Consider the following 25,742-nt stretch of genomic DNA (forward strand, 5'->3'; position numbering starts at 1 on the left):
AGGTTCGCTGTTGTGGAGGGTATAGACGCTAGGAGGACACCATGGCGAACGAAGATCGCATGTATGAGCTGGAGTACCCAGCACCGGCGGTGAACGACACCGCGGCCGGTGAGACGGACGGCCCCACCCTTATCGTCGCCCTGCACGGCTACGCGGACGCAGGCCAGGCGGTCGAGCACAGTGCCGACCACCTCAAGGCAGCGCTCGATAACAGACTTATCGCATCCTTTAACGCGGACGAGCTCATCGATTACCGCTCGCGCCGCCCTGCGGTGACGCTCGATAATGACGCACCGATAGAGATTGAGAATCTCGATCTCGATATGCGCGTGCTGCGCGATAACGCGGACAAGGCTTTCCTGCTGCTGTCTGGCCCCGAGCCGGACCTGCGCTGGCAGGCTTTTACCAAGGCCGTCACTGACCTGGTTGAGAAGTTCGACGTCAAGCAGACGGTCGCGCTATATGGCGCGCCCATGCCGGTGCCGCATACGCGCCCCATGGTGATTACGGCCCACGGCAACTCACCGGAGCTCGTGAGCCGCATGTTCCGCCTCGACTCCACAATGATGGTCCCGGGTGCGGCGCAGATGTACATCGAACGTGCCCTAGCGAAGGCCGGCCGGAACGTGGCGGGCTACACGGCGCACGTGCCGCACTACCTGGCCAACTCCCCGTACCCACAGGCCACGCTCGAGCTTCTCGAGTCCGTCGCCTCCGTGACGGGGCTCAAGCTGCCACTGCGCGCCCTGGAGGCCGATGCCGCGCGACTCAACCACCAGATTGAGGAGCAGGTCAACGACTCCGAGGAGATCGCACAGGTCGTGGGCCAGCTAGAGAACCAGTACGACGCCTATATGGAGCGCTACCGCGAGGAGCACCCGCAGGCCATCATGCCGGGCGAGCAGGGCGCGCCTACCGGCGAAGAGCTCTCGGAGGAATTCGAGCGCTTCCTCGATGCCCTCGGCCACGAGAATTCCTGGCGCGACCAGATCCTCACCGCGGACATCAACGACCGCGAGGATAACTTCGGTCGGGACTCTTCGGGCCCGCAAGAGCTGGGTGGTCCTTCTGCCGGAGACTCGGATGCTTCCGATGACTCGGACGATTCAGGCAAAGCCAAGTAACTCGCGTCGGCCTGCCTTGTAGACTGGTGAGTCGTGAATACCGCGACGTTGTCTGACAAGCTGGCCGACCTTGAGGATGTCCCCTCCTCCCTCTTCGACGAGGCGGTGTGGGACACCTTCATCGCGTGGACGAAAGACCGCGGGATTAGCCTCTACCCCGCCCAGGAGGAAGCCTCGTTGGGCATCCTCGCCGGCGACAATGTCATCCTTGCGACACCCACCGGCTCCGGCAAGTCCATGGTGGCTAACGCCGCGCACTTTATCGCGCTCGCCCGCGGCCAGCGCAGCTTCTACACCGCCCCCATTAAGGCGCTGGTCTCCGAGAAGTTCTTCGCGCTGTGCGAGATCTTCGGCCCCGATAACGTGGGCATGATGACGGGCGACGCCACCGTCAACGGCAACGCGCCGATTATCGCGGCCACCGCGGAGATCGTCGCCAATATCGCGCTGCGCGACGGCGCGGAGGCCTCTATCGACCAAGTCGTCATGGATGAGTTCCACTACTACTCTGAGCCCGACCGCGGCTGGGCCTGGCAAGTACCGCTCCTGGAACTGCCCAAGGCGCAGTTCCTCCTCATGTCCGCCACACTCGGCGACACGTCGTGGCTCGAGGAGGACCTCACCCAGCGCACCGGCCGCGACACCACGCTCGTTGCCGGGACCACCCGTCCCGTGCCGCTCGACTTCTCTTATGTCTTTACGGGCGTGCAGGACACCATCGAAGAACTCCTCTCCACGGGCAAGGCACCCATCTACGTCGTGCACTTCTCCCAGCGCGAGGCCTCCGAGCGCGCCCAAGCGCTCACCTCCATCGGCACAATCCTCACGCCCGAGGAAAAGGACGCAGTCGCGAAGGAAATCGGTGGTTTCCGCTTTACCACGACCTTCGGCCGGGACCTGTCCAAGCTGCTACGCAAGGGCATTGGCGTCCACCACGCCGGCATGCTGCCCAAGTACCGCCGCCTGGTCGAGCGCCTCGCCCAGCGCGGCTTGCTCAAGATCATCTGTGGCACGGACACCCTGGGCGTGGGTATTAACGTGCCCATCCGCACCGTGCTTATGACGGGCCTGGCCAAGTACGACGGCACCCGCCAGCGCATCTTGAAGTCCCGCGAGTTCCACCAGATCGCCGGCCGCGCCGGACGAGCCGGCTACGACACCGAAGGCACCGTCGTTGTCGAGGCCCCCGAGCACGAAATCGAAAACGCCAAGGCCCGCCGCAAGGCCGGGGACGACCCGGCGCGCCTGAAGAAGCTCAAGAAGAAGTCCGCCCGCGACGGCGAGGTCACCTGGTCAGAGAAGACCTACCTGCGACTCATCGATGCCGAGCCTGAGCAGCTCACCAGCCAGTTCAAGGTCTCCAACTCCATGCTGCTCAATGTCCTTGCCCGCCACGGCGACGGCTACGAGCACATGCGCCACCTCCTGCGTACCAACCACGACACCCGCTCCAAGCAGAACCAGGATATCCTCACGGCGCTGGATCTCTTCCGCGGGCTCGTGCGCACCGGCGTCGTCCAGAAGTCCACCAAGGGCCTCGACATCTACGGCCGCCCCTACCACGTGGTGCGCGAACTCCCCCGCGATTTTGCGCTCAACCAGCCCCTGTCGCCTTTCGCGCTCGCCGCACTGAGCCTGCTCGACCCAGAGTCGGACACCTACACGCTCGACATTATCTCCGTCTTCGAAGCCATCCTCGACGACCCCCGCCAGGTTCTCATCGCCCAGCAGAAGCAGCGCCGCGGCGAGGAGATCGCCCAGCTCAAGGCCGATGGCGTGGACTACACCGAGCGCATGACCATCGTCGAAGACATCACGTGGCCCAAGCCCCTGGAGGAACTCCTCGAGCAAGCCTATGACACGTTTGCTGAGACCAATGCCTGGGTCAAGGAATTCCAGATCGCGCCCAAATCCGTCGTGCGCGACATGCTGGAGAACGCCATGACCTTCTCCGACCTGGTGGCCACCTACGGCCTCGCCCGCAGCGAGGGCGTCATCCTGCGTTACCTCACCGACGCCTGGCGTACCCTCCGCCAATCCGTCCCCGACGAGTACTACACGGACGAGCTTGCCGATGTCGTCGAATGGCTCGGCGAGCTCATCCGCCAGGTCGACTCTTCTCTCGTGGACGAATGGGCTCAGATGGCCGGCGAGGACAACCCCATCTCCCAGGAGGACTTGGACCGCGAGCTCGCCTTCGGCGTCGAGGACCCCACGGCCCTTACCGCCAACCGCCGCGCGTTTACCATCATGGTGCGCAACTACTTCTTCCGCCTCGTCCAGCTCTTCGCCCTGGAGAAGGAAGACCGCCTGGCCGAGCTCCTCGACTATCTTGACGAGGTCCCCGACTTCGGCGCTGTGCTCGACGATTACTTCGACGAGTACGACGACATTGAGACCGGCCCCTCCGCCCGCGGCCCCGAGTTCTTCCGCGTGAACGACCAAGAGACCCGCGCCTGGACCGTCCGCCAAATCATTTGCGATCCCAAGGGCGAGCACGCCTTCCAGTTCGTGGGCACCGTCGACCTCGATGCTTCCGATGCCGCCGGTGAGGTGCGCCTGTCCTCCTTGCGCGTCGAGTACTAGACGTCGAGTCCCAGACGCCCCTCGGCTCCGGCTTGCCTAACGCTGTTCTAACGCTGCGCGAGCGAGGAGAGAACCTCCGGGAACTGCTCCGGGTACTGCGTCAAGATAGACGACAAGATGATGGCGTTGACCGAGGACGTAGTGACCGGAACCAGGCCACCGCCATTCGCGGACAGAGCGAAGTTCGTGGCGTCGCGAATGGCATTCACCGGGAGATCCGGGCTGATGTACATTCCTTCCCAACCCTGGCCAACGAACTCGAGCTTCTTGCCGTGCTGATAACACGGGCCAACGACCCACCGCGTGTGGACGCACACGAGGCCATCGTTGCCCTGCGGCGAGACAATCCGGTTGCCGCCCACGTTCTGGTTCCAGAACGCCGAGTCGCTCGGCGTAAGAAACTTCTCGGTGTCCCACGAGCGCTGAGAGTTGGTCGGCGACTGGTACGGCAGGACGACCTTGCCGCTCGTCACGGCGTCGAGCTCCTGCTGGAACTCGCGGTCAGACTGCTCATCCGCGCTCGCCACCGTGGGGCTGACCGCAGCCATTCCTGCAGCGAGGACGGCAGCCACCGCCGCGCGGATCGTGAGGCGGGAGCTGGACTGGAAACGAGACGACATAAAGAGTCCTTTCATCATGCTGGTGTGAGTGTTACCGCTGGGGCTTATGTTACTCTTCGGCGCCCCGCGCTACCATCCCGGCGCCTGGCCCACCGCTTAGCGCTGCGACGACGCTCGAGCCCGTACTCATGGGCATCGTGCTCTCCACGCTCTTCGCATTCCTTATCGTCTCGCCGATTTCCACCGTCGGCATCGCCACCGCCATCTTCATGGAGGGCGTGGCCTCCGGTACGGCGGACCTCGGTGCCGTCGCCACCGGCTTCACGCTGCTCATCATCGGTTGGAAGGCCAATGGCTTTGCGACATCCATCCTCCACGTCCTCGGCTCCCCCAAGGTCCAGATGGCGAATGTCTTTTCGCGCCCCATTACCCTGCTGCCGATTTTAAGCTCTGCGGCCATCCTCGGCGGCATCGACGGCGCCGTGGGCATTTCCGGCACGCCTATCTCGGCCGGCTTCGGTATTTCCGGCCTCATCGGCCCGCTCGCCGCCCTCAATTACGAAGGTTGGGGCTGGAGCGCTGGCAACGTCATCATCGTCGCCCTCGTCTTTGTCGCCGCCCCCATCGCTCTCGGCTTCCTCTTTACTTTCGTCTACAGCACGCTCCTTGGCAGGGTGAAGCCGGAGCACTACAAGCTGGACTTCGAGTAGAGCTCCGGCACCACGCCGCTGCAAGGAACGCCGTTACCTCAGACGGTGCGCGTCGGCGGCGGCTTCGGCACGCAGCCACTCCCCATAGGCCAGGGCATCTCGATAGGCCTCCCAACGCTCACCACATTCGCGGAAAAGCGGGCACAACGCGCGACGCTCCTGGAGTTCCTCGCCGCGGAAAGCACGGCAAAGCCGTACCCCTAAAATGTCGCGGGGCTCTCGGTTTCCTCAGCCGTGGCGTCGTGCGGGCTGGCAACGGCGGAGCCGTCAGAAGAAAAGGCGGCGATCCCCAAGGCCGCGGCAGCGACCAAACCGCTAAATGCGAGGCGCGACGACGTGCTCATAGACCTTCCTTAACTAAAAGTGGGCAGGATGCGAAGACCTAGTCAATGCAGTTCTCACAACTGCTCTTAATTTAGCGCACAACGCACGCCCGTTCTAGCTCAAACGGAAATGATCTCACCTGTGGATTTTCCCCAAGGATCACAAAAAGGCCCTGCGCTCGTGTGAACGCAAGGCCCAGTGCAAGAGAACTGGAAGCTCCACCGGTTCTAGGAGTGCATGCTCTTAGCGAGCAGCCTCAATCTGAACAGCCTGTGCAACAGCCTGAACGGTGGCAGCCACGCGGATGCCCTCCCAGACCTGCTCCTTGGTCAGGCCCTCCTCCTGGAGGGTCTTGGTGTGAGCAACGAGGCAGTGCTCACAGCCGTTGATGGCGGAGACAACAGTGTTCCACAGCTCGAAGTTGGCCTTCTCAACGCCCGGCTTGGAAATGATGTTCATGCGCAGGCCGAACTTGACCTGAGCGAAGTCATCGCCCAGCCAGCCCTTAGCGCGGTACGCAACGTTATTCATTGCCATGACGGTAGCGGCGCCGAGGGCAGCCTCAATAGCCTCAGCGGACAGGTGCTCCTTGGCCTCTTCCATGATCTCGGAGAGGACGGTGTCGTTGCGGGTGGCAGCGGCCGCGGCGAGGATGGAGCCCCACAGCTGCTCCTCGTTGAGCTCGGTGGAACGAGTGAGGGTGCCCAGGTTCAGCTTCTGGTCCTTGGCGTACTCCGGCAGGGAAGACTTCAGGTTTTCGATAGACATATTCTTTGCTCCTTACAGCGTTTTATAGGTGTTTTTCAATCGATGGTCAAAAGCAAGCCCCGCAGCGTGTGCGAGGCTTGAAAGCTCATGGCCTAATGCCTGAGATGGGCGCAGCCTTAGAGCGAGGACTGGACGACGTCGAGCTTGTTGATGTTCTTGGTCGGGTCGTTAGCTTCCCAGTTGCAGGCGCACACTTCCTCAGACTGCAGAGCGTCGAGGACACGGAGAACCTCGTCAGTGTTACGGCCGACAGCGTCCGGGGTCACGGAGACGAACTGGATGATGCCATCCGGATCGATGATGAAGGTAGCGCGGTCTGCAACGCCGTCAGCGTTCTCGACACCGAGGGCGCGGATGAGGTCGTGGCGGACGTCAGCGAACATCGGGAACGGGATGGACTTAAGCTCCGGGTGGGTTGCACGCCAATTGAAGTGAGCGAACTCGTTGTCGGTGGAACCGCCCAGAACCTGGGTGTCGCGATCCTCAAACTCCTCGTTCAGCTTGCCAAATGCAGCGATCTCAGTCGGGCAGACGAAGGTGAAGTCCTTCGGGTAGAAGAAGACAACCTTCCACTTGCCCTGGTACTTGTCGAGCGAAACCTGCTCGAAGTAATCCTCCGGCTGCTGCGCGTTCACGTCGTGCAGGTCGCCGCCCTTCAGAGCGGTGAGGTCGAACTCCGGGAACTTCTCGCCAACGGTCAAGATAGGCATAGTGTGTGTTACTCCTTAGGGTGCAAACAACTTGAATGGTTTCACTACTGGCCGTTTCCGCAGGCCCCGCTCACAATGACCGGGACTGTGTGGCCAACATGCTCCATTATGCCTATCAAATCGCGGGCTGTCAATAGCTAAACTTATTAAGAAGTGTTAGAGTTATAGGCATGCACAATAAAGAGTATCGTCCCACGCTTGCTCAGCTGCGCACTTTCGTGACGATCGCCGAGAATAAGCACTTCGGCACCGCCGCTACCAAGCTGCAGATTTCCCAGCCTTCCCTCTCCCAGGCGCTCGTCGCGCTCGAGCAAGGCCTTGGCGTCCAACTTATCGAGCGCTCCACCCGCAAAGTGATTGTTACTACAGCGGGGGAGTCTCTCCTCCCTTATGCCAAGGCCACGCTCGAAGCTGCCGATGCCTTCTTAGCCCACGCCCGCGGCGCCAACGGGACCCTCACAGGCCCGCTCACCATTGGCATTATTCCTACGATCGCGCCGTATATCCTGCCGGACCTCCTCACTTCCATCGCCGAGCGGTTCCCGGAGCTCGAACCGCGCTTCGTCGAAGAGCAGACGGATAACCTCGTCCAGCGCCTGCGCGACGGCCAGCTCGATGTCGCCATCATGGCGCTGCCTGCGGAGTCGCATGGTCTTGTCGAGGTGCCGCTCTACCACGAGAATTTCCGGGTCGTCACCAATGTCTCGCACCCACTCGCCGGCCGCACCGACCTTGAGCTCAAGCAGCTCGATGACCTCGATCTGCTCCTCCTCGATGACGGGCACTGCCTGCGCGATCAGATTCTCGACCTCTGCCGCACCGCGCACATTAATCCGGCAGAAGCGACGAACGCCGTGACTCGCGCCTCCTCGCTCACGACCATCATGCAGCTCGTCATGGGCAACCTGGGCAGCACGCTCGTCCCCGAGTCCGCGCTCGCCACCGAATGCGGCAACCCGGAGCTCGCCGTGGGCCGTTTCGCCCCCGACGTCGTCGCCGAGCGCACCATCGGCCTCGTCTTCCGTTCCTCGGCCGCGCGCTCCCAGGAATTCGAGGAGCTGGGCGCGCTCGTCACCGCCGCATTCCACAACGCCGTCGAGCGTTCGGCACCGCTCTCCCCTGCCTAAAGCGCCGAACTGCCCCCGCGTTCCATAGCAAAGCGCGCCGCCCACAGACCGGGCGGCGCGCTTCGCTGTATACGTGGAGGTGGCTATGCCTTGCGGCCTGCTGCGGGAATCTCGCCGCCCACGACCTGGCGGTAGTAGTGTGCAGTACCCAGCGTATACGCCGGTAGCAGCACGCACGCGCCTAGGCCCAAGGTCACGATGAGGCCAAACATCATGATGAGACCCATGAGCAGGGTGAAGCCCAGCAGCGGGAAGAAGTGACGCAGGCCGGCACGGAAGCCCTGCACGATGGCGTCCTTGACGCTGGCGCCGTCCGCCGCGTGCCACTGCATCAGCAGTAACAGCGGGGTCATGATCACGGTGACCACGAGAACGACGAGCAGCATGAGCAACAACGAGCCCAACGCCGCAAAGAGCTCGTCATTGCTCACATTCGGCTTGTCCATCAGGTCGATCATGCCGAACAACGGCGACGCGATAAGCGCGAAGGTCACGATGCCCGGGATGATGGAGGCGACAAGCCCCGCACCCAGTGTCGGCCAGAACTTCACGTCGCGGCCAACGAAGCCCCACTCCGTCGTGGGGTCATCGATCTGCCACAGCGCCAACCGGAGGATGAACGGCATGACGATAAGCGACAGAATGCCGGAAACGACATCGACAAATGTATTCGAGCCCTCATCGCCGCCGAGCGCAGCGCCCAGCGCACCGAAGGCCGCGGCAGCCAGGAAGTAGACGAGGCCGCCGACGATCCACAGCTTGGCGTTGCCGAACGTCGCCTTGAAGCCCCACCCGATGGCATCCGTGACGGACGTCTCGGGTCCGGCCTTCACGGTCGCCGCGCCGCCGTAACCGAAGAGCGCCTCGTTCGCGCTGTAGCCCTGGTAGCCCGGTCCCGGCTGGCCGCCCGGAATTGCTCCGCTGCCCTGCCCCGGGTAGCCCGGGTAGTTCGGAATTCCACCCGCGGGCTGCTGACCAAAGCCCGGCGCATCCTCCGGGTGATTCGTGGGGCCATACTCACCGTAGCCATAGTTTCCGCCGTTTCCGTAGACACCACCGTTCTCACCAGTGCCGTCAGAGTTGTAGTCACCGCCGCCGAACGGATTGCGTGGATCCTGTGGGTTCGTCACGTCACTGCTCCTCACACGTTGTTGCTACGGGGACTCTCCCCGCGCTGCTGAACGGTTCTAGAGTAGCGAAGAACCGCCACTGATGTGCTCACAATCCACAGCGCGGGAGGCTGTGGGGCGCCGGGCACGGCGGCATCGGAAAGCTACGCGCAGCGGCGGGTAGACTGGTGCGCAACTATGTCTGAAAACACCACAGCCCCTTCGCGCGAGGAACTCTTCGCCGCGCTTGAAAAGGTATCCCTCGCCGAGGCACGCAGTTTCAAGCGCCGGCTCCACAAGGCACGCTCCGAGGGTGCCCGCACCGCCATCGGCCGCGATATCGAGGCAGCCCAGGAGCGCGTCGCGCTTATCGATGCCTCCGTTCCGGAGATAACCTACCCCGACGCGCTTCCCGTCTCGGCGCGCAAGGATGACATCGCGGAGGCCATCCGCGACAACCAAGTCGTCATTATCGCTGGCGAAACCGGTTCCGGTAAGACCACGCAGATCCCCAAGATCTGCTTGGAACTCGGCCGCGGACGCCGCGGACTCATCGGTCACACGCAGCCCCGTCGTCTGGCCGCACGCACCGTCGCCGAGCGCATCGCGCAGGAACTGGATCAGAAGATCGGCGAGACCGTTGGCTACGCCATCCGCTTCGACGACCGCGTGTCGGCAACGACCGCGGTCAAGCTCATGACGGACGGTATTTTGCTCGCGGAGATGCAGCGCGACCGCTTCCTCAACGCCTATGACACGATCATTATTGACGAGGCGCACGAACGATCGCTAAATATCGATTTCCTGCTGGGCTACTTGAAGCGTCTGTTGCCCAAGCGTCCGGACCTCAAGGTCATCATTACGTCGGCGACGATTGACCCGGAGCGCTTTGCGTCCCATTTCGCGTCCCAGGATGGAACGCCGGCGCCCATTATTGAGGTCTCTGGGCGCACCTTCCCCGTCGAGATTCGCTACCGTCCCCTCGAGTTTGAGGCCGGCGGCAAGATTGTGGACCAAGATCCTCTTGACGGACTATGCGAGGCCATCGAGGAGCTCATGGCCGAGGGCGAGGGCGATATCCTTTGCTTCTTCCCCGGCGAGCGCGACATCCGTGACGCGATGGAGGCCCTCGAAGGCCGCACATGGCGCGGAGTGGAGGTCACGCCCCTGTTCGGACGCCTGTCCAACGAGGAACAGCACCGCGTGTTCTCCTCGCACCGCGGACGGCGGATTGTGCTGTCCACCAATATCGCGGAGACCTCCCTGACCGTCCCCGGCATCCGCTACGTCGTGGACACCGGCACCGCGCGCATCTCTCGCTACTCCACGCGCACCAAGGTCCAGCGCTTGCCCATCGAGCCCATCTCGCAGGCCAGCGCCAACCAGCGCTCCGGTCGCTGTGGCCGTGTCGCCGACGGCATCGCCATCCGCCTCTACTCCGAGGACGATTTCAACTCGCGCCCCGAGTTCACCGATCCGGAAATCCTGCGTACCAACCTGGCCAGCGTCATCCTGCAGATGATCTCGCTGCGACTGGGCGATATCTCCGAGTTTCCCTTCGTCCAGCCGCCGGACCAGAAGGCCATCCGCGACGGCCTACTCCTCCTTCACGAGCTCTCCGCTCTCAAGGACGAGGAGAAAGACGGCCTGCCCGTCCTCACCCCAGTCGGCCGCGACCTTGCGCGCATCCCTGTCGATCCGCGCATGGCCCGCATGCTCGTCGAAGCCCGCACCACCAGCTGCCTCGAGGACGTCATCGTCATCGTCGCCGCCATGACCATCCAGGACGTGCGCGAGCGCCCCACCGAATTCAAGGCCCAGGCCGACCAAGCCCACGCCCGCTTCAAGGACACAAAGTCCGATTTCCTGGCGATGCTCAAGCTGTGGGACTACATCGTGGAAACCCGCGACGAACAGTCCGGCAACGCCTTCCGCAAGCGCATGAAGAAGGAATACCTCCACTACATGCGCATCCGCGAGTGGTTCGACTTGGTGCGCCAGCTGCGTGACGTAGCGAAGCAGCTGGGCTGGCAGTTTAATGAGTCCTCCTCCAGGGATGATGACCGTATCCACATGTCCCTGCTGTCCGGCCTGCTGTCTAACATCGGCGCGCGCGACGGCAGCTCCAAGGAATTCCAGGGTGCGCGCAACACACGCTTCCTCGTCTTCCCCGGCTCCGCACTCGCGAAGAAGCCGCCGGAGTTCCTCATGGCCTCCGAACTCGTGGAGACCTCCCGCCTCTGGGCCCGCGACGTCGCAGCCATCGATCCCGCCTGGGTGGAAAAACTCGGCGCAGATCTGCTCAAGCGCCATTATTCGGAGCCCACGTGGTCGCGCAAACGCGCTGCCGCGATGGCGCATGAGAAAGCGACGCTCTACGGCGTTCCCATCTTCAACGACCGCCTCGTGCCCTACCACCGCGTCGATCCGGTGGCCGCGCGCGACATGTTCATCCGCGAGGCCCTCATCGCTGGCGACTGGAACACGCACCACACCTTCTTTAAGAAGAACGCGCAGGCCTTGGAAGACGCCGCCGAATACGAGGAGAAGGCACGCCGCCGCGGACTTGTGGTCGACGAGGACCGGCTCTTCGACTTCTACGACTCGCGCCTGCCCGCAAAGATTACGACCGGCCGCCATTTCGACTCCTGGTGGAAGAAGGAGCGCCAGAAGCACCCCGACCTCCTCGACTTCGATCCAGCGAAGCTTGTGGAAGACGACGCCGGCGTCACGGAGGAAGCATTCCCTGACCGCTGGCTCAAGGGGTCTATCGACTACGACCTCACGTACAAGTTTGAACCGGGCGATCCTCTCGATGGCGTCACCCTCATGGTGCCCATCCCGCTGCTCGCGGGTCTTGACACCGAGGGCTTCGATTGGCTGGTCCCGGGTCTGCGCTTGGAGCTACTCACCGAGCTCATCCGCACTCTGCCCAAGGCCCTGCGCCGTACCGTCGTTCCTGCGCCCGAGTTCGCCGAGCGCGCGCTCGACCGCGTCATCCCTTACGAAGGCACCGTCACGCAGCAGCTTGCCGATGTCCTCCGCGAGCTCGGCGGCTCCGGCATTCAGACCGAGGACTTCCGCCCGTCCGCCCTGCCCGCTCACCTCAAGATGAACTACGCGGCCATCGACAAGCGCGGCAAAATTGTGGATTCGGACCGTGACTTGGCCGCTCTCGTCGAGCGCCAAGCCGGTTCCATCAAGTCCTCCGTCTCCCGCGTAGGCCGCAAGTCCGAGTCCAAGGCCGTGAAGGAATGGACTGCCGAGACCCTCGGCACCGTGGAGGAGACCGTCTCCACCGTCGTCGACGGCCACGAGGTCCAAGCCTATCCAGCGCTCGTCGCCACCAAGGATGGCGTGGAGCTCAAGGTGCACCCGACCAAGGCTGCTGCCGATGCCGCCATGCTCACCACCACGCTCACCCTGCTCATGCGCGATATCCACGTGCAGGCTGGGCCCATGGTCAAGGGTCTGCCCTTGCAACAGCGGGTTGCCGTGGACTCGTATCCGCACGGCGGCGCCCAGGGGCTCGTCGACGACGCCCGCGTCGCCGCAATTCGCGACCTCATGATGTCCGCCGGCGGTCCCGTGCGCTCACCCGAGGAATTTGAGAAGCTGCGCGCCAAGGTCAAGCCCGATGTCCCCGGTGCCGTGCGCCGTACCGTCGTAGCACTCGCGCCCGGTCTCGTGGAATACGCTAACGTCGTCACAGAGCTCGCCAAGTGGGAAGGCCCCGCCATCGACGATATGCGCCGCCAGCTCGAGTTCCTGCTGCCGCGTAACGCCGTCACGGTCCACGGGCTTGTTCATCTGCAGCACCTGCCGCGCTACGTTGCCGCCATGCGTATTCGCTTGGAGGAAATGGGCATGGACGCTGACAAAGATGCCGACCGCCAGGCAGAGATCGACGAGGCCCACGCCTACCTGAAGAACCGACTGCGCAACCTCCCCGCTGGCCGCAAGAAGACCCGCGAGGTCAAGGAGATCCACTGGATGATCGAGGAACTGCGCGTCTCCCTCTTCGCTCAGCGCCTCGGCACCGCCCGCCCCATCTCGCTACGTCGCGTGCAAAAAGCCGTGGACAAGCTGCGCTAAACAGCGCCCCCACGGCAACGCGTCGGGTCGGGGCGATCTCATGAATAAGGTCGCCCCGGCCCTTTGTGCTCTATGTATCCGGGCACAGTGCGCGCGGCCCGGCTCTTCTAGCTGTCTGCGCGGTCGCGACGCTTCATGAGGCGAATCTCGGACTCGAAGTCGTCTGCACTTTCGAAGGACTTATACACCGACGCGAAACGCAGATAGGCCACCTCATCGAGATGTCGCAACGGCTCGAGAATCGCCAAACCGATGTCGTTGGCGTTGACCTGGGAGCTGCCGTGGCTGCGCACGGTTTCCTCGACTTCTTGGGCAAGGCGCTTCAACGCGTCATCCGGCACGTGGCGTCCCTGGCATGCGCGGCGCACCCCGCGGATGAGTTTGTCGCGGCTAAACGGCTCCGTAATGCCGTTGCGCTTGACCACGAGCAGCACGGCCTTCTCCACGGTCGTGAAGCGACCCGTGCAGTTCGTGCATTCGCGGCGCCGGCGAATGGCTGTGCCCGCGTCCACGACGCGTGAGTCGATGACGCGCGACTGTTCATTGTGGCAAAACGGGCAATACACTGGGACTCCTCTCCACGGTGCCGCAGCGACCACGGCCACTTGTGCGGCCATGGGTGCGGTACGGATTCGATGTCCCAGTGTAGCGCCCTGCCCTCGCGGGCCCTATTTACTTATGTCTCGCTTGCGAACGTCCCCGGCATGCCGCGCCGTGACGTCCCCAAGCGAAGCTTTCCCTACCGCCCGCGTGACCAAGCGACCTAGCGGGCACCGTTGACAGCGGCCACTTCTGCCTGCGGCGCCATATCCGCACCAGTCATGGTCTCTTCCGCGGCGCCGCCGCCGAAGACGATGGTGAAGAAGAGCGCTGCTCCAAACACGGCACCGAGCACTGCGCCGCCGCGCAACGATTCCCTCTCCTCCGTGTTCGAAACATCAACACGAGCATTGCGAGGACGCACGGATGCTGGTCCATGACCGCTCCGGCGTTCGATATCTAGCGTTCGAACGCTCCCACCGTAGGCGCCGGTTCGACGTGGAGTGCGATGCCCCGCCGGGACATCCCACACGGCCGCCGGCGGCACGACTGCGGCGGAGTGATTGTCAACCAAAGACGAGGTACGAGCTGCGAAGCGACTAGTGTTCAATGCGATAGCCATGAGAGAGTCCTTTCGTCGTGTGCGGCCATCATACGAAGCGGTAAGAACATGTTCGAAAGTTGGTCGCTGTTATGTTCGAATTAGTTGCTATGTTCGATTTATAGCAAGGTTTCGAAAATTTGTCCACAAATCGTACAAATTTCTCGAACATCCGTGCTTAGCGTGCTACAAATAGAGGGGAAGCCATTTCATGGCAGTCGCACGTCTCTGGCACGACTCGGAGGTAGCATCACGCGGATCATATTCCTCGCCCAGCCATCTCCCGGTTCGTGCAAATACGCCCAGTCCGTATCCGCACGTTCGTCCCGTCCACCGACCACACGACTTTTCGCCCCACCCAAAGGAGCCTTGACCCCATGCCCCGCAAGTCAGCAAAAAATACCGGCAAGCCTGACGTTTCCGCGCTGAGCGAGCGCCAGCGTCGCATTCTCGAAGTCATCAGCGACGCAGTCCTGCTGCGCGGTTATCCGCCAAGCATTCGCGAGATTGGTGACGCTACCGGACTGCAGTCCACCTCGTCCGTGGCCTACCAGCTCAAGCAGCTGGAGGAAAAGGGGTTCTTGCGCCGTGACCCTAACAAGCCGCGCGCGGTGGACGTTCGCCACCTCCACGATCAGAAGAAGAAGCCGGGCCCTGCACCGAAGTCTGCGGACGCACAGCCGGTTCCGCCGGAGGCCTCGGGAGTGAGCTACGTGCCGGTCGTCGGCCGCATTGCCGCAGGCGCCCCCATCACAGCAGAGGAAAACGTGGACACTTACTTCCCCATGCCGGACGAGATTGTCGGCTCCGGGGATCTGTACATGCTCCAGGTCGTCGGCGAGTCCATGAAGGATGCGGGCATCCTCGACGGCGACTGGGTCATCGTTCACTCGCAGTCCACCGCCGAGGAAGGCGACTTTGTCGCAGCATTGTTGGGTGGCGATGAAGCAACGGTCAAGGAATTTCACCGTGACTCCACCGGCGTGTGGCTATTGCCGCACAATGATGACTTCGACCCCATCGACGGCACTCATGCCACCATTATGGGCAAGGTCGTGTCCGTTTTCCGCAAGATTTAATCGGATAACCTTTTACGAGTCAAGGGTGGGATTACCCACCCTTTTCTGGTATTTTTTTACCCCTTAATTGGGGCGATACCTGCATGGACACTCATCACAGATTGAAGTCCGCACACAGCCGAAATCCCATGTAGAACAATTTTTAGGGGCGATGTGGCGCACACCTCAATGTGAGATTAGATCCGAACGCCTTTGTTTTACGCGTGTTTTGGGACAATGGTCTTATATCTTCATACGGCAACGCGACCGCAGCAATGCAGTGCGCCGCGACGCACCAGCTCCCGGCTCCCTTACCGAGGCCTGCGCAGCACTGGTCCTGTTCGCCGCACCACGCGTTGACCGGAATTGTCCCCGAGTAAAAGAAGTGATGCCGCCATGTACGCTGAGGAGCGCCGCCGCCAGATTGCTTCGTTGACCGCCGTCGAAGGGCGCGTCAACGTCACCGAACTTTCCGAGAGATTCGATGTCACCGCGGAGACCATTCGACGCGACTTAGCGGTGCTCGACCGCGATGGCGTCGTCCACCGCGTCCACGGCGGCGCTGTTGCTTCCCAGTCTTTCCAGACCGCGGAGTTTACCCTCGACGCACGCTCACGCTCCGCGTCAACCGCCAAGTCGGCCATCGCACGCGCCGCGGTGGACTACCTCCCACAGCCGGGCGGCTCCATCTTTCTCGACGCTGGTACCACTATCAACGCTCTCGCTGACCTCATCTCGGTTCAGCCTAACGCGCACAGCTGGTCCATCGTTTCCAATAGCCTTCCCATTGCGCTCTCTCTGGCCAGCAATGGTCTCTCCGAGGTCCAGCTGCTGGGCGGCACGGTCCGCGCCATCACGCAGGCGGTGGTCGGCGATACGGCGCTGCGCACCATGGCACTCATGCGCGCTGACGTCGCCTTCATCGGTACGAACGCGCTTACCCTCGACCACGGACTGTCCACGGCAGACTCCCAAGAGGCTGCAATGAAGTCCGCTTTCGTTACCCACGCACAGAAGGTTGTCGTGCTCTGCGACTCCACGAAACTGGGCAATGACTACCTCGTGAGCTTCGCGTCAATCGCTGACCTTGATGTGGTCATCACGGATTCCGGCGCACCGCAGTCCTTCATCGACCAACTGCGCGACCGTGAGGTTGAGGTCATTGTCGTAGAGGACAAGTAAACCAGACTTTCCAACGCTCCACTGCACAACGCCCCATCGGTTCACACAATGAGCCAATGGGGCGTTTCGGTATCTCCAACCATGTTCCGGTCGACCGACACGTGGCGAGACACACGAGTTGGCCAAGACGACAAAGCCGCCCATGCACGGGGCACGGGCGGCAGCGGCTGCAGAAGTCGCTTAGATGTTCGCGATGTACTCGCGGACAGCCTCGCGGGCCTCAGAAGCGCCAACGGAGTTGACGGCGATGTCGGCGATCTTCTGGCACTGCTCCAGGGTGAGCTCCGAGAGCTGAGCGCCCACGCCGGCGACGGCGGTGGCGGCGCAGGACAGGGAGTTCACGCCCAATCCGACGAGCACGCCGGCGAGCATCGGATCAGCGGCGGCCTCGCCACAGACGCCCACGGCCACGTTGTTGTCGCGGCCGACGACACAGGTGTGTTGGATAAGACGCAGCACGGCCGGTTGCCACGGGTCGGTGAGGTAGGCCAGCTGCGGGGACAGACGGTCCGCAGCCATGGTGTACTGCGTGAGGTCATTGGTACCGATGGACACGAAGTCGAGGTACGGCATGATGGTGTCGGCCATGAGCGCAGCGGCGGGGACCTCAATCATCGCACCCGCGGTGAGGTTGCGCTCACGGCACAGATCTGCGAACCACTTGGCTTCAGAGGATGTAGCAACCATCGGAGCCATGACCCAGGTGGGAGCGTTCTCGTCACGCTCAGCGGCGGCCTTCGCAATGGCGTCGAGCTGGCGCGTAAGAAGCGACTCGTTGTCACGGGCAATACGCAGACCGCGCACACCGAGAGCCGGGTTTTCCTCGGTCTCCATGGTGGCGTAGGAAATCGGCTTATCCGAGCCTGCGTCGAGCGTACGGACAACGACCTTGGACTGCGGGAAGGCAGCGAAGACCTTGCCATAGATGCGTGCCTGCTCATCAACAGTTGGCTCTTCCGTCGCGGACAGGAAGGACATCTCCGTGCGGTAGAGGCCAATGCCCTCTGCCTGCGTGTCAGCGGCGACGCGAGCGGCATTGCCGTCTGCCACATTGGCGAGCAGCTGGAAGCGGTGGCCGTCCTTGGTCTGGGCCGGACCGGTCCACTGCGCCACCTTGGCGGCGCGCTCGCGGTACTCCGCGACGGCGGCCTCAGAGGTAGCCGGGTCAGCACCGAGGGTCACGGTACCCAACGAACCGTCGACGAAGACCTTGGTGCCCGGCTCGATGTCGCGCAGCTTGGCGCCTACGGCGACGATGCACGGGATGTCGAGCTGACGCGCGATGATCGCGGTGTGCGAGGTCGGGCCGCCGAGCTCGGTGACGAGCGCCTTGATGTGGGTGCCGTCGAGGGTCGCGGTATCCGCCGGCGCGAGGTCATCGGCGAAGAGAACGGCTTCGCCCTCAACGGCGGGCAGGCCGGGCTCCGGCTCGCCGCGCAGCTGTGCAATAACGCGGTCACGCACGTCCTTTAGGTCGGTCGTGCGCTCAGCCATGACGCCGCCCGCAGCCTCGAACATGGCGATGAATTTGTCGGTCGCGCCGACGACGGCGTATTCCGCGTTATTGCCGGCGTTGATGTTCTTACGCACGGCCTTGTGCCAGCCGCGGTCCTTGACCATGCCGGCGGTCGCGTTGAGCACCTCAGCCGCGTTGCCTTCCGCGCCCGCGGCGCGGGTCTCCAGACGACCGGAAACGGTGAGCACGGCCTCGTTAAAGCGATCGAATTCTGCCGCTGCCTCATCTTCGGCGATCGGCGTGCCCGAGGTCGGCAGATCGGGGCGGGGTCTTACCCAGACGGCCTCAGCAAAAGCGACGCCCGAAACGACGCCGGTGCCCTTGATAGTGGACTGAGATGCGTTTTCCATGCGTGGAAACTCCCTTGCATTCATATCGAATGGTGTCTTTTGTTCAGATCATCACAAATCGGACGCAAAATCAATAGAAAACACAGGAAACCATTGACAAACGGACAGATTCGGACAAAAATCAACAGTGACCACAAATGTAATTCACAAGCGTTTTCCCAGAGTGTCCACCATCCGGGAGAAACACCAACAAACACCAGCATACGGAAATATCCGGAGAGGGATGTTTATTAGATGATCGTCACACTGACACCGAACCCCAGCGTCGACGCCACCCAGGAGCTGGGTGGACCGCTGGAGCCCGGCGCCGTCCAGCGCACCGTGGCTTATAGCCACGCCGCCGGTGGCAAGGGACTTAACGTCTCCCACGCCGTGCATCTCGCAGGCGCACCGACGCTCGCGCTGTTCCCGGCTGCGAACCGCGACGGCTTCCTCAGTCTCGTCGAGGATTCCGAAGTCCCGTTCGAGAATATCCCTATGACGGATCTCGTGCGTACGAACTCCACCATCACGGAGCCGGACGGCCGCACCACGAAGATCAACGGCTTGGGCCCGACGCTGTCTGAAGACACGCAGGCCGAGCTCGTCGCCCGCTTGAGCGCCGCAGCGGCCACGGCCGACTGGGTCGTCCTCGCCGGTTCTCTGCCACGCGGCGTGGACAAGGACTGGTACGCCACCCTGGTGCGCGCCGTGCGCGCGGCCAACCCCAACTCGCAGATCGCCGTCGACACCTCGGATGGCCCCATGGAGGCCCTCGGCGCCCGCCTGGACGACTCCGCGCCGGACCTCATCAAGCCCAATGGCTTGGAGCTGGGACAGCTCACCGGTCGCGACGGTCTGGCACTCGAGCGCCAGGCGGAAGACGGGGACTTCAGCGGCGTCGTCGAGGCGGCGCGCGAGGTCAACGCGCGAGGCATCCCCCAGGTGCTCGTCACCTTGGGCGGCGCAGGCGCCGTCCTCGTTACCCCGGAGGGCGCCTGGATTGCGACCCCGCCGCCCGTCGAGGTCAAGTCGACCGTCGGCGCAGGCGACTCCTCTCTCGCTGGCTACATCCTGGCACGCAGCCAGGGCAAGAACTTCGCGGACTCACTCGCCCAGTCGGTTGCCTATGGCACCGCGGCAGCCGGACTGCCCGGCACAACGATTCCGCGCCCGGAACAATTGAATATTGAAGAGACCACAGTCTCTGCCCTGTAATCCACCCCAGATAAATGAAGTAAGGAGCCTGACATGGCATCCGATCTGATTACGACCGACCTGGTCGCGCTTGACGCCGACTTTGGTGACAGTGTCGAATCGGTCATTACGAACCTCGCCACGCTAGTCCACGGCACTGGCCGCGCGACTGACATCGAGGGACTCGCGCAGCCCGCCATCAACCGCGAGGCACAGGCCGGTACCGGCGTGCCCGGCGGCGTGGCTATCCCCCACTGCCGTTCCGAGGTTGTCACTGAGCCGACCCTCGCATTCGCGCGCCTGTCTCAGGGCGTGGATTTTTCGGGCCCGGACGGCGACGCTCACCTCGTCTTCCTCATCGCAGCCCCCGCCGGCGGCGGCAAGGCGCACCTCAAGATCCTCTCCAAGCTCGCACGCGCGCTCGTGAAGAAGGACTTCCTTGCGGCTCTTCGATCCGCAAGTACGAAGGAAGAAATCGTCACGCTCGTCCTCGACGTCGTCAACGCCGAGAAGAAGCCTAAGGCCCAGCCTGCCGATGCCCCCACTACCGCAGCCGCCGCACCGGCTGCCAACGTCACGCGTATCGTCGCCGTCACGGCCTGCCCCACTGGCATCGCCCACACCTATATGGCTGCCGATGCCCTCACGCAGACCGCCGCCGAGCGTTCCGACGTCGACCTGCAGGTCGAGACCCAGGGTTCCTCCAACAACACGGCCCTGTCCCAGGCGACCATCGACGCGGCTGACGCCGTCATCTTCGCCACCGATGTGGGAGTCCGCGACCGCGAGCGCTTCGCGGGCAAGCCCGTCATCGAGTCTGGCGTCAAGCGCGGCATCAACGAGCCGGGCAAGATGATCGACGAGGCCATCGCTGCCTCAAAGAATCCCAACGCCCGCAAGGTAGCCGGCACCGCTGGGGCGGCATCGGCAAGCTCTGCACAGGAAGAAGGCGCAGGCCTGGGCTGGGGCAAGCGCATCCAGCAGGCGATTATGACGGGCGTGTCCTACATGGTGCCGTTCGTTGCCGCCGGCGGTCTGTTGCTCGCCCTCGGCTTCCTCTTCGGCGGCTATGACATGGCCAACGGTTGGGGCGCCATCTCTACGCAGTACTCGCTTAACAACCTGCCGGGCCACGAGGTCGACGTCGATGGCACGATGATGACCTTCGAGCGCTCCGGCTTCCTGCTCTACATCGGCGCGGTGCTCTTCGCGACCGGCCAAGCGGCGATGGGCTTCATCGTTGCGGCCCTGTCCGGTTATATCGCGTTCGCGCTCGCTGGCCGTCCGGGCATCGCACCGGGCTTCGTCGGCGGCGCCATCGCCGTGACCCTGGGCGCCGGCTTCATCGGCGGTCTGGTCACCGGTCTTATCGCTGGTCTCGTCGCCATGTGGATCGGCAACTGGAAGGTCCCGCGCTGGCTGGGCTCCCTCATGCCGGTCGTCATCATCCCGCTGCTTGCTTCCCTCGTTACCGGCCTGCTCATGTACCTCGTCCTCGGCGCACCGCTCGAGGCGATCATGAACGGCCTGCAGAACTGGTTGTCGTCCATGTCCGGCTCCTCTGCCGTGCTGCTCGGCATCATCCTCGGCCTCATGATGTGCTTTGACCTCGGTGGCCCGGTCAACAAGGCGGCCTACCTCTTCGCGACCGCTGGCCTGTCCACGGGCGACGAAGCCTCCATGCAGATTATGGCTGCCGTCATGGCCGCCGGTATGGTCCCGCCGATTGCCCTGTCCATCGCCACGTTCTTGCGCAAGAACCTATTCACCCCTGCCGAGCAAGAAAACGGCAAGTCTTCCTGGCTGCTGGGCCTGTCCTTCGTCTCCGAGGGTGCCATCCCGTTCGCCGCGGCTGACCCGCTGCGCGTCATCCCGTCCATGATGGCCGGTGGCGCCGTCACCGGTGCCCTGTCCATGGCCTTCCACGTCGGTTCCCGTGCTCCGCACGGCGGCATCTTCGTCTTCTTCGCCATCGACCCGATTTGGGGCTGGATCATCGCGCTGCTCGCCGGCATCGCCGTCTCCACCCTCGCGGTCATCGCCATGAAGCAGTTCTGGCCCAACAAGACGGTCGAGGCCGAGGCCGCCAAGGCTGAAGCAACCGCCGCGTAACTCTTCTCACGTATGGTCCCCGGCGCATCCGGCCGGGGACGAGTACACTGGTTTACAACGATTTACCCCGTATGAAAGGACTTACATACCATGGCTTCTAAGACCGTTAAGGTTGGTTCCTCCGTCGGCCTGCACGCCCGTCCGGCTTCCATCATCGCTGATGCTGCTGGCGAGTACGACGAGGACATCTTCCTCACCCTCGTGGGTGGCGACGATGATGACGAGACCGACGCTGCCTCGTCCCTGATGATCATGGCCCTCGGTGCCGAGCAGGGCGACGAGGTCACCGTTACCTCTGACAACGAGGACGCTGTCGAGAAGATCGCCGCTCTCATCGAGAAGGACCTGGACGCCTAAGTCTTCATCCTGACAAGCGGGCCCTCGGGCCCGCTTTTCGCGTTTTCAAAAGGCTTGTCCCCTGGCGTACCCGGATTTCACGACGACCAAGGCCTCAAAACCGAGGACATTCGGGCGCTTCGTTGTCGTGAAATCCCGTCTCCCCTTCCGCGAAGTCCGCGGGTTCGGTTTTCAGGACAACGAAGGCGCCCCGGAACGCGGACCTCAAGGGCTTCGTTGTCGTGAAATCCGCGCAAAGACTGTGCGGTGGGCGGCCAGGGACATGTGAAAGCCCGCTGCGGTGAGGCAGCGGGCAGGCAGAACAGCGGCGGGGTTAGACGTACCAGTACAGGTCCGTCACGGGGCCGCCGTCCTGTCCGGGCATGAGGACGTAATCCTCGAAGGCGACCTCGCTAGGGTCGTGACCGGACTCGCGCAGGGCGGTCTCAAACTGGTTCCATGCTTCGGGGAGCATGGCGTAGTCCTGTTCAAAGCGCGCGACCACGGCGGAACCCTCGGGGAAATCAAGGAGCTGCGCTGGGTACTCCGCGGCGTCGAGGACGGTGGCGACGGCGGCACGATGGGCATCGGAAAGCACAAAGGCAGCGGCGACGTCGAAGCTTTCGTCGGGTGCCGAGAAATAGTAGGCCCGGCAGGCGGCGGGAACGACGCCAGCGGCCTCGAGGACGCGCGCGAGAACCGGATAGGCGGCGTCGAAGAAGGTCCGGAGGTCAGTGACCTCGCGGCGCAGGGCAAGCACCGTGTGGCGCGGGAGGGGACGCGGCTCCATTAGTATTTCGCTCCATGCCCCTCACCCATGCGCTCATAGAGCCACCTGGCCAACGGGTAGACGACGATAACGCCCACGGAGCCCCAAGCGATGCCCTCGAGTGAGACGGAGCCGACATTGAGCGTGAGGTTGCCGATGCCGGCGACCAGTGCCACGGCCGCGCAGGTGAGGTTGACCGGGTTGTTGAAATTCACCTTATTGTCCATCCAGATGCGGATGCCGAGCATGCCGATGAGACCGTAGAGCACGAGCGTGGCGCCACCGAGAACGCCGGTAGGGATGGTGAAGATGAGTGCGCCGAACTTCGGGATGAAGGCGAGCGCGATGGCGAAGAGTGCCGCAACCCAGTACGCGGCCGTCGAGTACACGCGGGTCGCGGCCATAACGCCGATGTTCTCCGCGTAGGTCGTGGTGCCGGAACCGCCGAAGCCGCCCGCGATGGCGGTGCCGAGGCCGTCCGCAATGAGGGCGTCGCCAGCGAGATCGTCGAGGTCGCGCTTGGTCATCTCGGACACAGCCTTGACGTGGCCGACGTTCTCCGCGATGAGGACGACGAGGACCGGCAGCGCCACGAGGATGGCCGAGAGGTGGAAGGAGGGCGTGTGGAACTGCGGCACACCGATCCAGTCAGCATCGGCGATGGTCTGCGCGGTGTCCGGCGCGAGGTTGCCCGTCACGGCGGCAAAGACCCATCCGATGACGACGCCAATGAGGATGCCCAGGCGGGCAACCATTCCGCGGCCACCCACGGTCGCGACGATGATGGCGACGAGGGTGACGAAAGCAACGAGCGGCTGCGTCTGGAAGTTGGCGGTGGCGCTCGGTGCCAGGTTCAGGCCGATGAGCGCGACGATGGCGCCAGTCACGGCCGGCGGCATGACGGCGTCGAGGACGCGACGGCCAGCAGCCTTCACGATAAAGCCGACAAGCACGAGGACAAGGCCTGTGACGAGGACGGAGCCCGCCTGGACGCTGATGCCCTCAGACTGCGAGGCCGACAGCGGTGCGATGAACGCAAAGGACGAGCCCAGGTACGAGGGCAGGCGGTTGCGCGTGATGAGAAGGAAGAGGATGGTCGAGATACCTGAGAACAACAGCGTGGTGTTCACAGGGAAGCCGGTGAGCGTCGGCACGAGTAGCGTCGCGCCGAACATGGCGACGACGTGCTGCATGCCAATGCCGATCGTCCGGCCCCATCTCAAGCGTTCTTCCGGCGCGACAACCGCGCCCGGAGCAATTTTCTGACCGTCACCGTGGACGGTCCAACCTAGAGAGTAAGTCACGAACCCTCATTATGGTCGACCTGCGACGAATACGGAAACGTGAACGCCTCAGCGGCTCCGTCTACGCGGCGTCGGAGACGTGGAACTCCTTGAGCTCGTCCGCGACGGCGACGGGCAGGCGCACGTCGAGCAGCGTGCCGTCCTCGGTGTAGGACTCGGAGCGCACGGTGCCCACGGCGTGGGCACGGGCCACGACGTCGCCGCGGGTAAACGGCACGAGCAGCTGTACGTGAGCGTCGCGGGCGTTGAGGAAGAGCTCGACGCGGGCGGTGAGCTCGTCGATGCCCTCCCCCGTCTTCGCCGAGACGTACACGACGTTGTCGCGGTCAAGGACGTGGCGCAGCTCTGCGAGCACGAGCGGGTCGGCCTCGTCGATCTTGTTGATGACGATGATCTCTGGCGGGGCGTCCTCGCCGGTCTCGCGCACGATGTCGTAGATGACCTTGTTCACGGCCTCGATCTGCTTGAGCGGGAACGGGTCCGAGCCGTCGACGACGTGGAGCATGATGTCTGCGGCGAGGACCTCCTCGAGCGTGGACTTGAAAGCCTCCACGAGCTGCGTGGGCAGGTGACGAACGAACCCGACGGTGTCTGTAAAGACGACTTGGCGGCCATCGGCAAGCTCTGCACGGCGCGTGGTGGGATCCAGGGTGGCGAAGAGGGCGTTCTCGACGAGAACGCCCGCGCCGGTCATGGCGTTGATCAGGCTCGACTTGCCGGCGTTCGTGTAGCCAGCGATGGCGATTTGCGGAATGGCCGACGCGCCGCGGCGGGCACGCTTGACCTCGCGCGCGGTCTTCATAGCCTTGAGCTCGCGACGTAGCAGCGCCATCTGGGTGCGAATGCGGCGACGGTCCGTCTCGATCTTCGTCTCACCGGGACCACGCAGGCCCACGCCGCCGTTGGAGCCGGCGCGGCCACCCGCCTGACGCGAGAGGTTGCCACCCCAACCACGGGTGTGGGTGTAGAGGTATTCGAGCTGGGCTAGGGAGACCTGCGCCTTTCCCTCTTTGGACTTCGCGTGCTGCGCAAAGATATCGAGGATGAGCATGGTGCGGTCGATGACCTTGGTGTCGAGCTCGCGCTCCAGCGCGGAGAGCTGACCGGGGGTGAGCTCACCATCGCAGACCACGGTATCGGCACCGGTGGCCATGACGATGTCTTTGAGCTCCTTGACTTTGCCCGAGCCAACGTACGTGCCCGGGTCTGGCTTATCGCGCTTTTGGTAGAGGGCCTCGACAACTTCAGCGCCGGCGGTCTCTGTGAGCGCGGCAAGCTCGGACATGGTGGCCTCAACCTCGGCGACGGTGCCTTCGGTCCACACGCCGACGAGCACGACCTGCTCAAGGCGCAGCTTACGGTACTCAACCTCGTAGCCGTCAGTGGTGTCTTCGGCACGAATGGTCGTTGCCTTCGTGACGCGGCGGAAGGAGTTACGCTCGGCGAGGTCGAGCTCGCCGGTGGTTGGGTCACCGTGGTCTCCGCGGTCGACTGGGCGCACACCGTGCACCGGCGCCGCATGGTCGCGAAAGGCCGCGGCGAGGAGATCCTCGTGGGATTGCTTTTCTTTCTCTGTCATATGCTTTCCCATCTTTCCACGTCGCGCGGGAAAACGGTGAATAATTCGCCCACAGCGCACAGCACCCCCTCATTGATTAAATACGGAGAACCCTGTGGGAATGAAC

At 63.4% G+C, this 25,742-nt stretch carries 20 protein-coding genes and 1 pseudogene; 10 read left to right on the forward strand and 11 right to left on the reverse strand.

What is annotated here, in order from left to right:
- The first annotated feature begins 41 nt into the window (after nucleotides 1-41).
- Nucleotides 42-1,124 carry a PAC2 family protein gene (locus BN9444_RS09850; protein ID WP_066510123.1) on the forward strand — a complete coding sequence of 361 codons (1,083 nt, stop codon included), beginning with the start codon at nucleotides 42-44 and terminating at the stop codon, nucleotides 1,122-1,124.
- A 33-nt stretch (nucleotides 1,125-1,157) separates the two neighbouring features.
- Nucleotides 1,158-3,710 (forward strand): DEAD/DEAH box helicase, encoded by a 2,553-nt coding sequence (locus BN9444_RS09855; RefSeq protein ID WP_066486477.1) that lies wholly within the window; start codon nucleotides 1,158-1,160, stop codon nucleotides 3,708-3,710.
- A 47-nt stretch (nucleotides 3,711-3,757) separates the two neighbouring features.
- On the opposite strand, the gene BN9444_RS09860 is transcribed toward BN9444_RS09855, so the two are convergent.
- On the reverse strand, nucleotides 3,758-4,330 hold the full coding sequence (locus BN9444_RS09860; protein ID WP_066510121.1) for a hypothetical protein: 573 nt from the start codon (nucleotides 4,328-4,330) through the stop codon (nucleotides 3,758-3,760).
- 86 nt (nucleotides 4,331-4,416) lie between these two features.
- Between BN9444_RS09860 and BN9444_RS09865 the strand changes: the two are divergent.
- Nucleotides 4,417-4,980 (forward strand): annotated as a pseudogene (locus BN9444_RS09865) (PTS sugar transporter subunit IIC); the annotation flags it as partial.
- Nucleotides 4,981-5,180: 200 nt separating this feature from the next.
- On the opposite strand, the gene BN9444_RS14540 reads toward BN9444_RS09865, so the two are convergent.
- The 3 genes from BN9444_RS14540 to BN9444_RS09875 all read right to left on the reverse strand — a co-directional run bounded on the left by BN9444_RS14540 (nucleotide 5,181) and on the right by BN9444_RS09875 (nucleotide 6,782).
- Entirely contained in the window at nucleotides 5,181-5,324 is a 144-nt protein-coding gene (locus BN9444_RS14540) for a hypothetical protein (protein WP_154666913.1), read from the reverse strand.
- A 223-nt stretch (nucleotides 5,325-5,547) separates the two neighbouring features.
- Nucleotides 5,548-6,072 (reverse strand): alkylhydroperoxidase, AhpD family, encoded by a 525-nt coding sequence (ahpD, locus tag BN9444_RS09870; protein ID WP_068801834.1) that lies wholly within the window; start codon nucleotides 6,070-6,072, stop codon nucleotides 5,548-5,550.
- A 116-nt stretch (nucleotides 6,073-6,188) separates the two neighbouring features.
- Complete coding sequence (locus BN9444_RS09875; protein ID WP_066486487.1) at nucleotides 6,189-6,782, reverse strand: peroxiredoxin; 594 nt, start codon at nucleotides 6,780-6,782, stop codon at nucleotides 6,189-6,191.
- A gap of 170 nt (nucleotides 6,783-6,952) precedes the next feature.
- Here BN9444_RS09875 and BN9444_RS09880 point away from each other — a divergent pair, with 170 nt between their 5' ends.
- Nucleotides 6,953-7,909, forward strand: a complete 957-nt coding sequence (locus tag BN9444_RS09880) for a hydrogen peroxide-inducible genes activator (protein WP_066486490.1) — start codon at nucleotides 6,953-6,955, stop codon at nucleotides 7,907-7,909.
- 83 nt (nucleotides 7,910-7,992) lie between these two features.
- Here BN9444_RS09880 and BN9444_RS09885 read toward each other — a convergent pair whose 3' ends face one another.
- Nucleotides 7,993-9,039: a hypothetical protein gene (locus BN9444_RS09885; protein WP_066486493.1), complete on the reverse strand. Its 1,047-nt coding sequence runs from the start codon at nucleotides 9,037-9,039 to the stop codon at nucleotides 7,993-7,995.
- Nucleotides 9,040-9,216: 177 nt separating this feature from the next.
- Here BN9444_RS09885 and hrpA point away from each other — a divergent pair, with 177 nt between their 5' ends.
- Nucleotides 9,217-13,113, forward strand: coding sequence for an ATP-dependent RNA helicase HrpA (gene hrpA, locus BN9444_RS09890; protein ID WP_068801835.1), 3,897 nt, complete (start codon nucleotides 9,217-9,219; stop codon nucleotides 13,111-13,113).
- A gap of 107 nt (nucleotides 13,114-13,220) precedes the next feature.
- On the opposite strand, the gene nrdR is transcribed toward hrpA, so the two are convergent.
- Together nrdR and BN9444_RS14320 are read right to left on the reverse strand one after the other, a co-directional pair.
- Nucleotides 13,221-13,679: a transcriptional regulator NrdR gene (nrdR, locus tag BN9444_RS09895; protein WP_066486500.1), complete on the reverse strand. Its 459-nt coding sequence runs from the start codon at nucleotides 13,677-13,679 to the stop codon at nucleotides 13,221-13,223.
- A 197-nt stretch (nucleotides 13,680-13,876) separates the two neighbouring features.
- Nucleotides 13,877-14,077, reverse strand: a complete 201-nt coding sequence (locus tag BN9444_RS14320; RefSeq protein ID WP_141629113.1) for a hypothetical protein — start codon at nucleotides 14,075-14,077, stop codon at nucleotides 13,877-13,879.
- 554 nt (nucleotides 14,078-14,631) lie between these two features.
- On the opposite strand from BN9444_RS14320, the gene lexA reads away from it, so the two are divergent.
- Both lexA and BN9444_RS09905 read left to right on the forward strand, forming a co-directional pair.
- Complete coding sequence (lexA, locus tag BN9444_RS09900) at nucleotides 14,632-15,333, forward strand: transcriptional repressor LexA (RefSeq protein ID WP_066486503.1); 702 nt, start codon at nucleotides 14,632-14,634, stop codon at nucleotides 15,331-15,333.
- Nucleotides 15,334-15,708: 375 nt separating this feature from the next.
- Entirely contained in the window at nucleotides 15,709-16,494 is a 786-nt protein-coding gene (locus BN9444_RS09905; protein ID WP_066486512.1) for a DeoR/GlpR family DNA-binding transcription regulator, read from the forward strand.
- Between the two features lie 180 nt (nucleotides 16,495-16,674).
- Here BN9444_RS09905 and ptsP read toward each other — a convergent pair whose 3' ends face one another.
- Nucleotides 16,675-18,360 carry a phosphoenolpyruvate--protein phosphotransferase gene (gene ptsP, locus BN9444_RS09910; protein ID WP_068801836.1) on the reverse strand — a complete coding sequence of 562 codons (1,686 nt, stop codon included), beginning with the start codon at nucleotides 18,358-18,360 and terminating at the stop codon, nucleotides 16,675-16,677.
- 234 nt (nucleotides 18,361-18,594) lie between these two features.
- Between ptsP and BN9444_RS09915 the strand changes: the two genes are divergently transcribed.
- The 3 genes from BN9444_RS09915 (at nucleotide 18,595) to BN9444_RS09925 (ending at nucleotide 22,005) form a co-directional block, all read left to right on the forward strand.
- Entirely contained in the window at nucleotides 18,595-19,557 is a 963-nt protein-coding gene (locus BN9444_RS09915; RefSeq protein WP_066510088.1) for a 1-phosphofructokinase family hexose kinase, read from the forward strand.
- 33 nt (nucleotides 19,558-19,590) lie between these two features.
- Nucleotides 19,591-21,648, forward strand: a complete 2,058-nt coding sequence (locus BN9444_RS09920) for a PTS fructose transporter subunit IIABC (RefSeq protein WP_068801837.1) — start codon at nucleotides 19,591-19,593, stop codon at nucleotides 21,646-21,648.
- A 90-nt stretch (nucleotides 21,649-21,738) separates the two neighbouring features.
- On the forward strand, nucleotides 21,739-22,005 hold the full coding sequence (locus tag BN9444_RS09925) for an HPr family phosphocarrier protein (RefSeq protein ID WP_066486533.1): 267 nt from the start codon (nucleotides 21,739-21,741) through the stop codon (nucleotides 22,003-22,005).
- 313 nt (nucleotides 22,006-22,318) lie between these two features.
- On the opposite strand, the gene BN9444_RS09930 is transcribed toward BN9444_RS09925, so the two are convergent.
- The 3 genes from BN9444_RS09930 to hflX form a co-directional block, all read right to left on the reverse strand.
- Nucleotides 22,319-22,774: a GyrI-like domain-containing protein gene (locus tag BN9444_RS09930; protein WP_066486540.1), complete on the reverse strand. Its 456-nt coding sequence runs from the start codon at nucleotides 22,772-22,774 to the stop codon at nucleotides 22,319-22,321.
- Complete coding sequence (locus BN9444_RS09935; protein WP_068801838.1) at nucleotides 22,774-24,057, reverse strand: uracil-xanthine permease family protein; 1,284 nt, start codon at nucleotides 24,055-24,057, stop codon at nucleotides 22,774-22,776. Before BN9444_RS09935 ends, BN9444_RS09930 begins: the two co-directional genes overlap by 1 nt.
- Nucleotides 24,058-24,118: 61 nt before the next feature.
- Nucleotides 24,119-25,636 carry a GTPase HflX gene (gene hflX / locus BN9444_RS09940; RefSeq protein ID WP_068801839.1) on the reverse strand — a complete coding sequence of 506 codons (1,518 nt, stop codon included), beginning with the start codon at nucleotides 25,634-25,636 and terminating at the stop codon, nucleotides 24,119-24,121.
- Nucleotides 25,637-25,742 lie beyond the last annotated feature (106 nt).

This window comes from Corynebacterium phoceense, from assembly GCF_900092335.1.
In the GTDB taxonomy this organism is placed as follows: Bacteria; Actinomycetota; Actinomycetes; order Mycobacteriales; family Mycobacteriaceae; genus Corynebacterium; species Corynebacterium phoceense.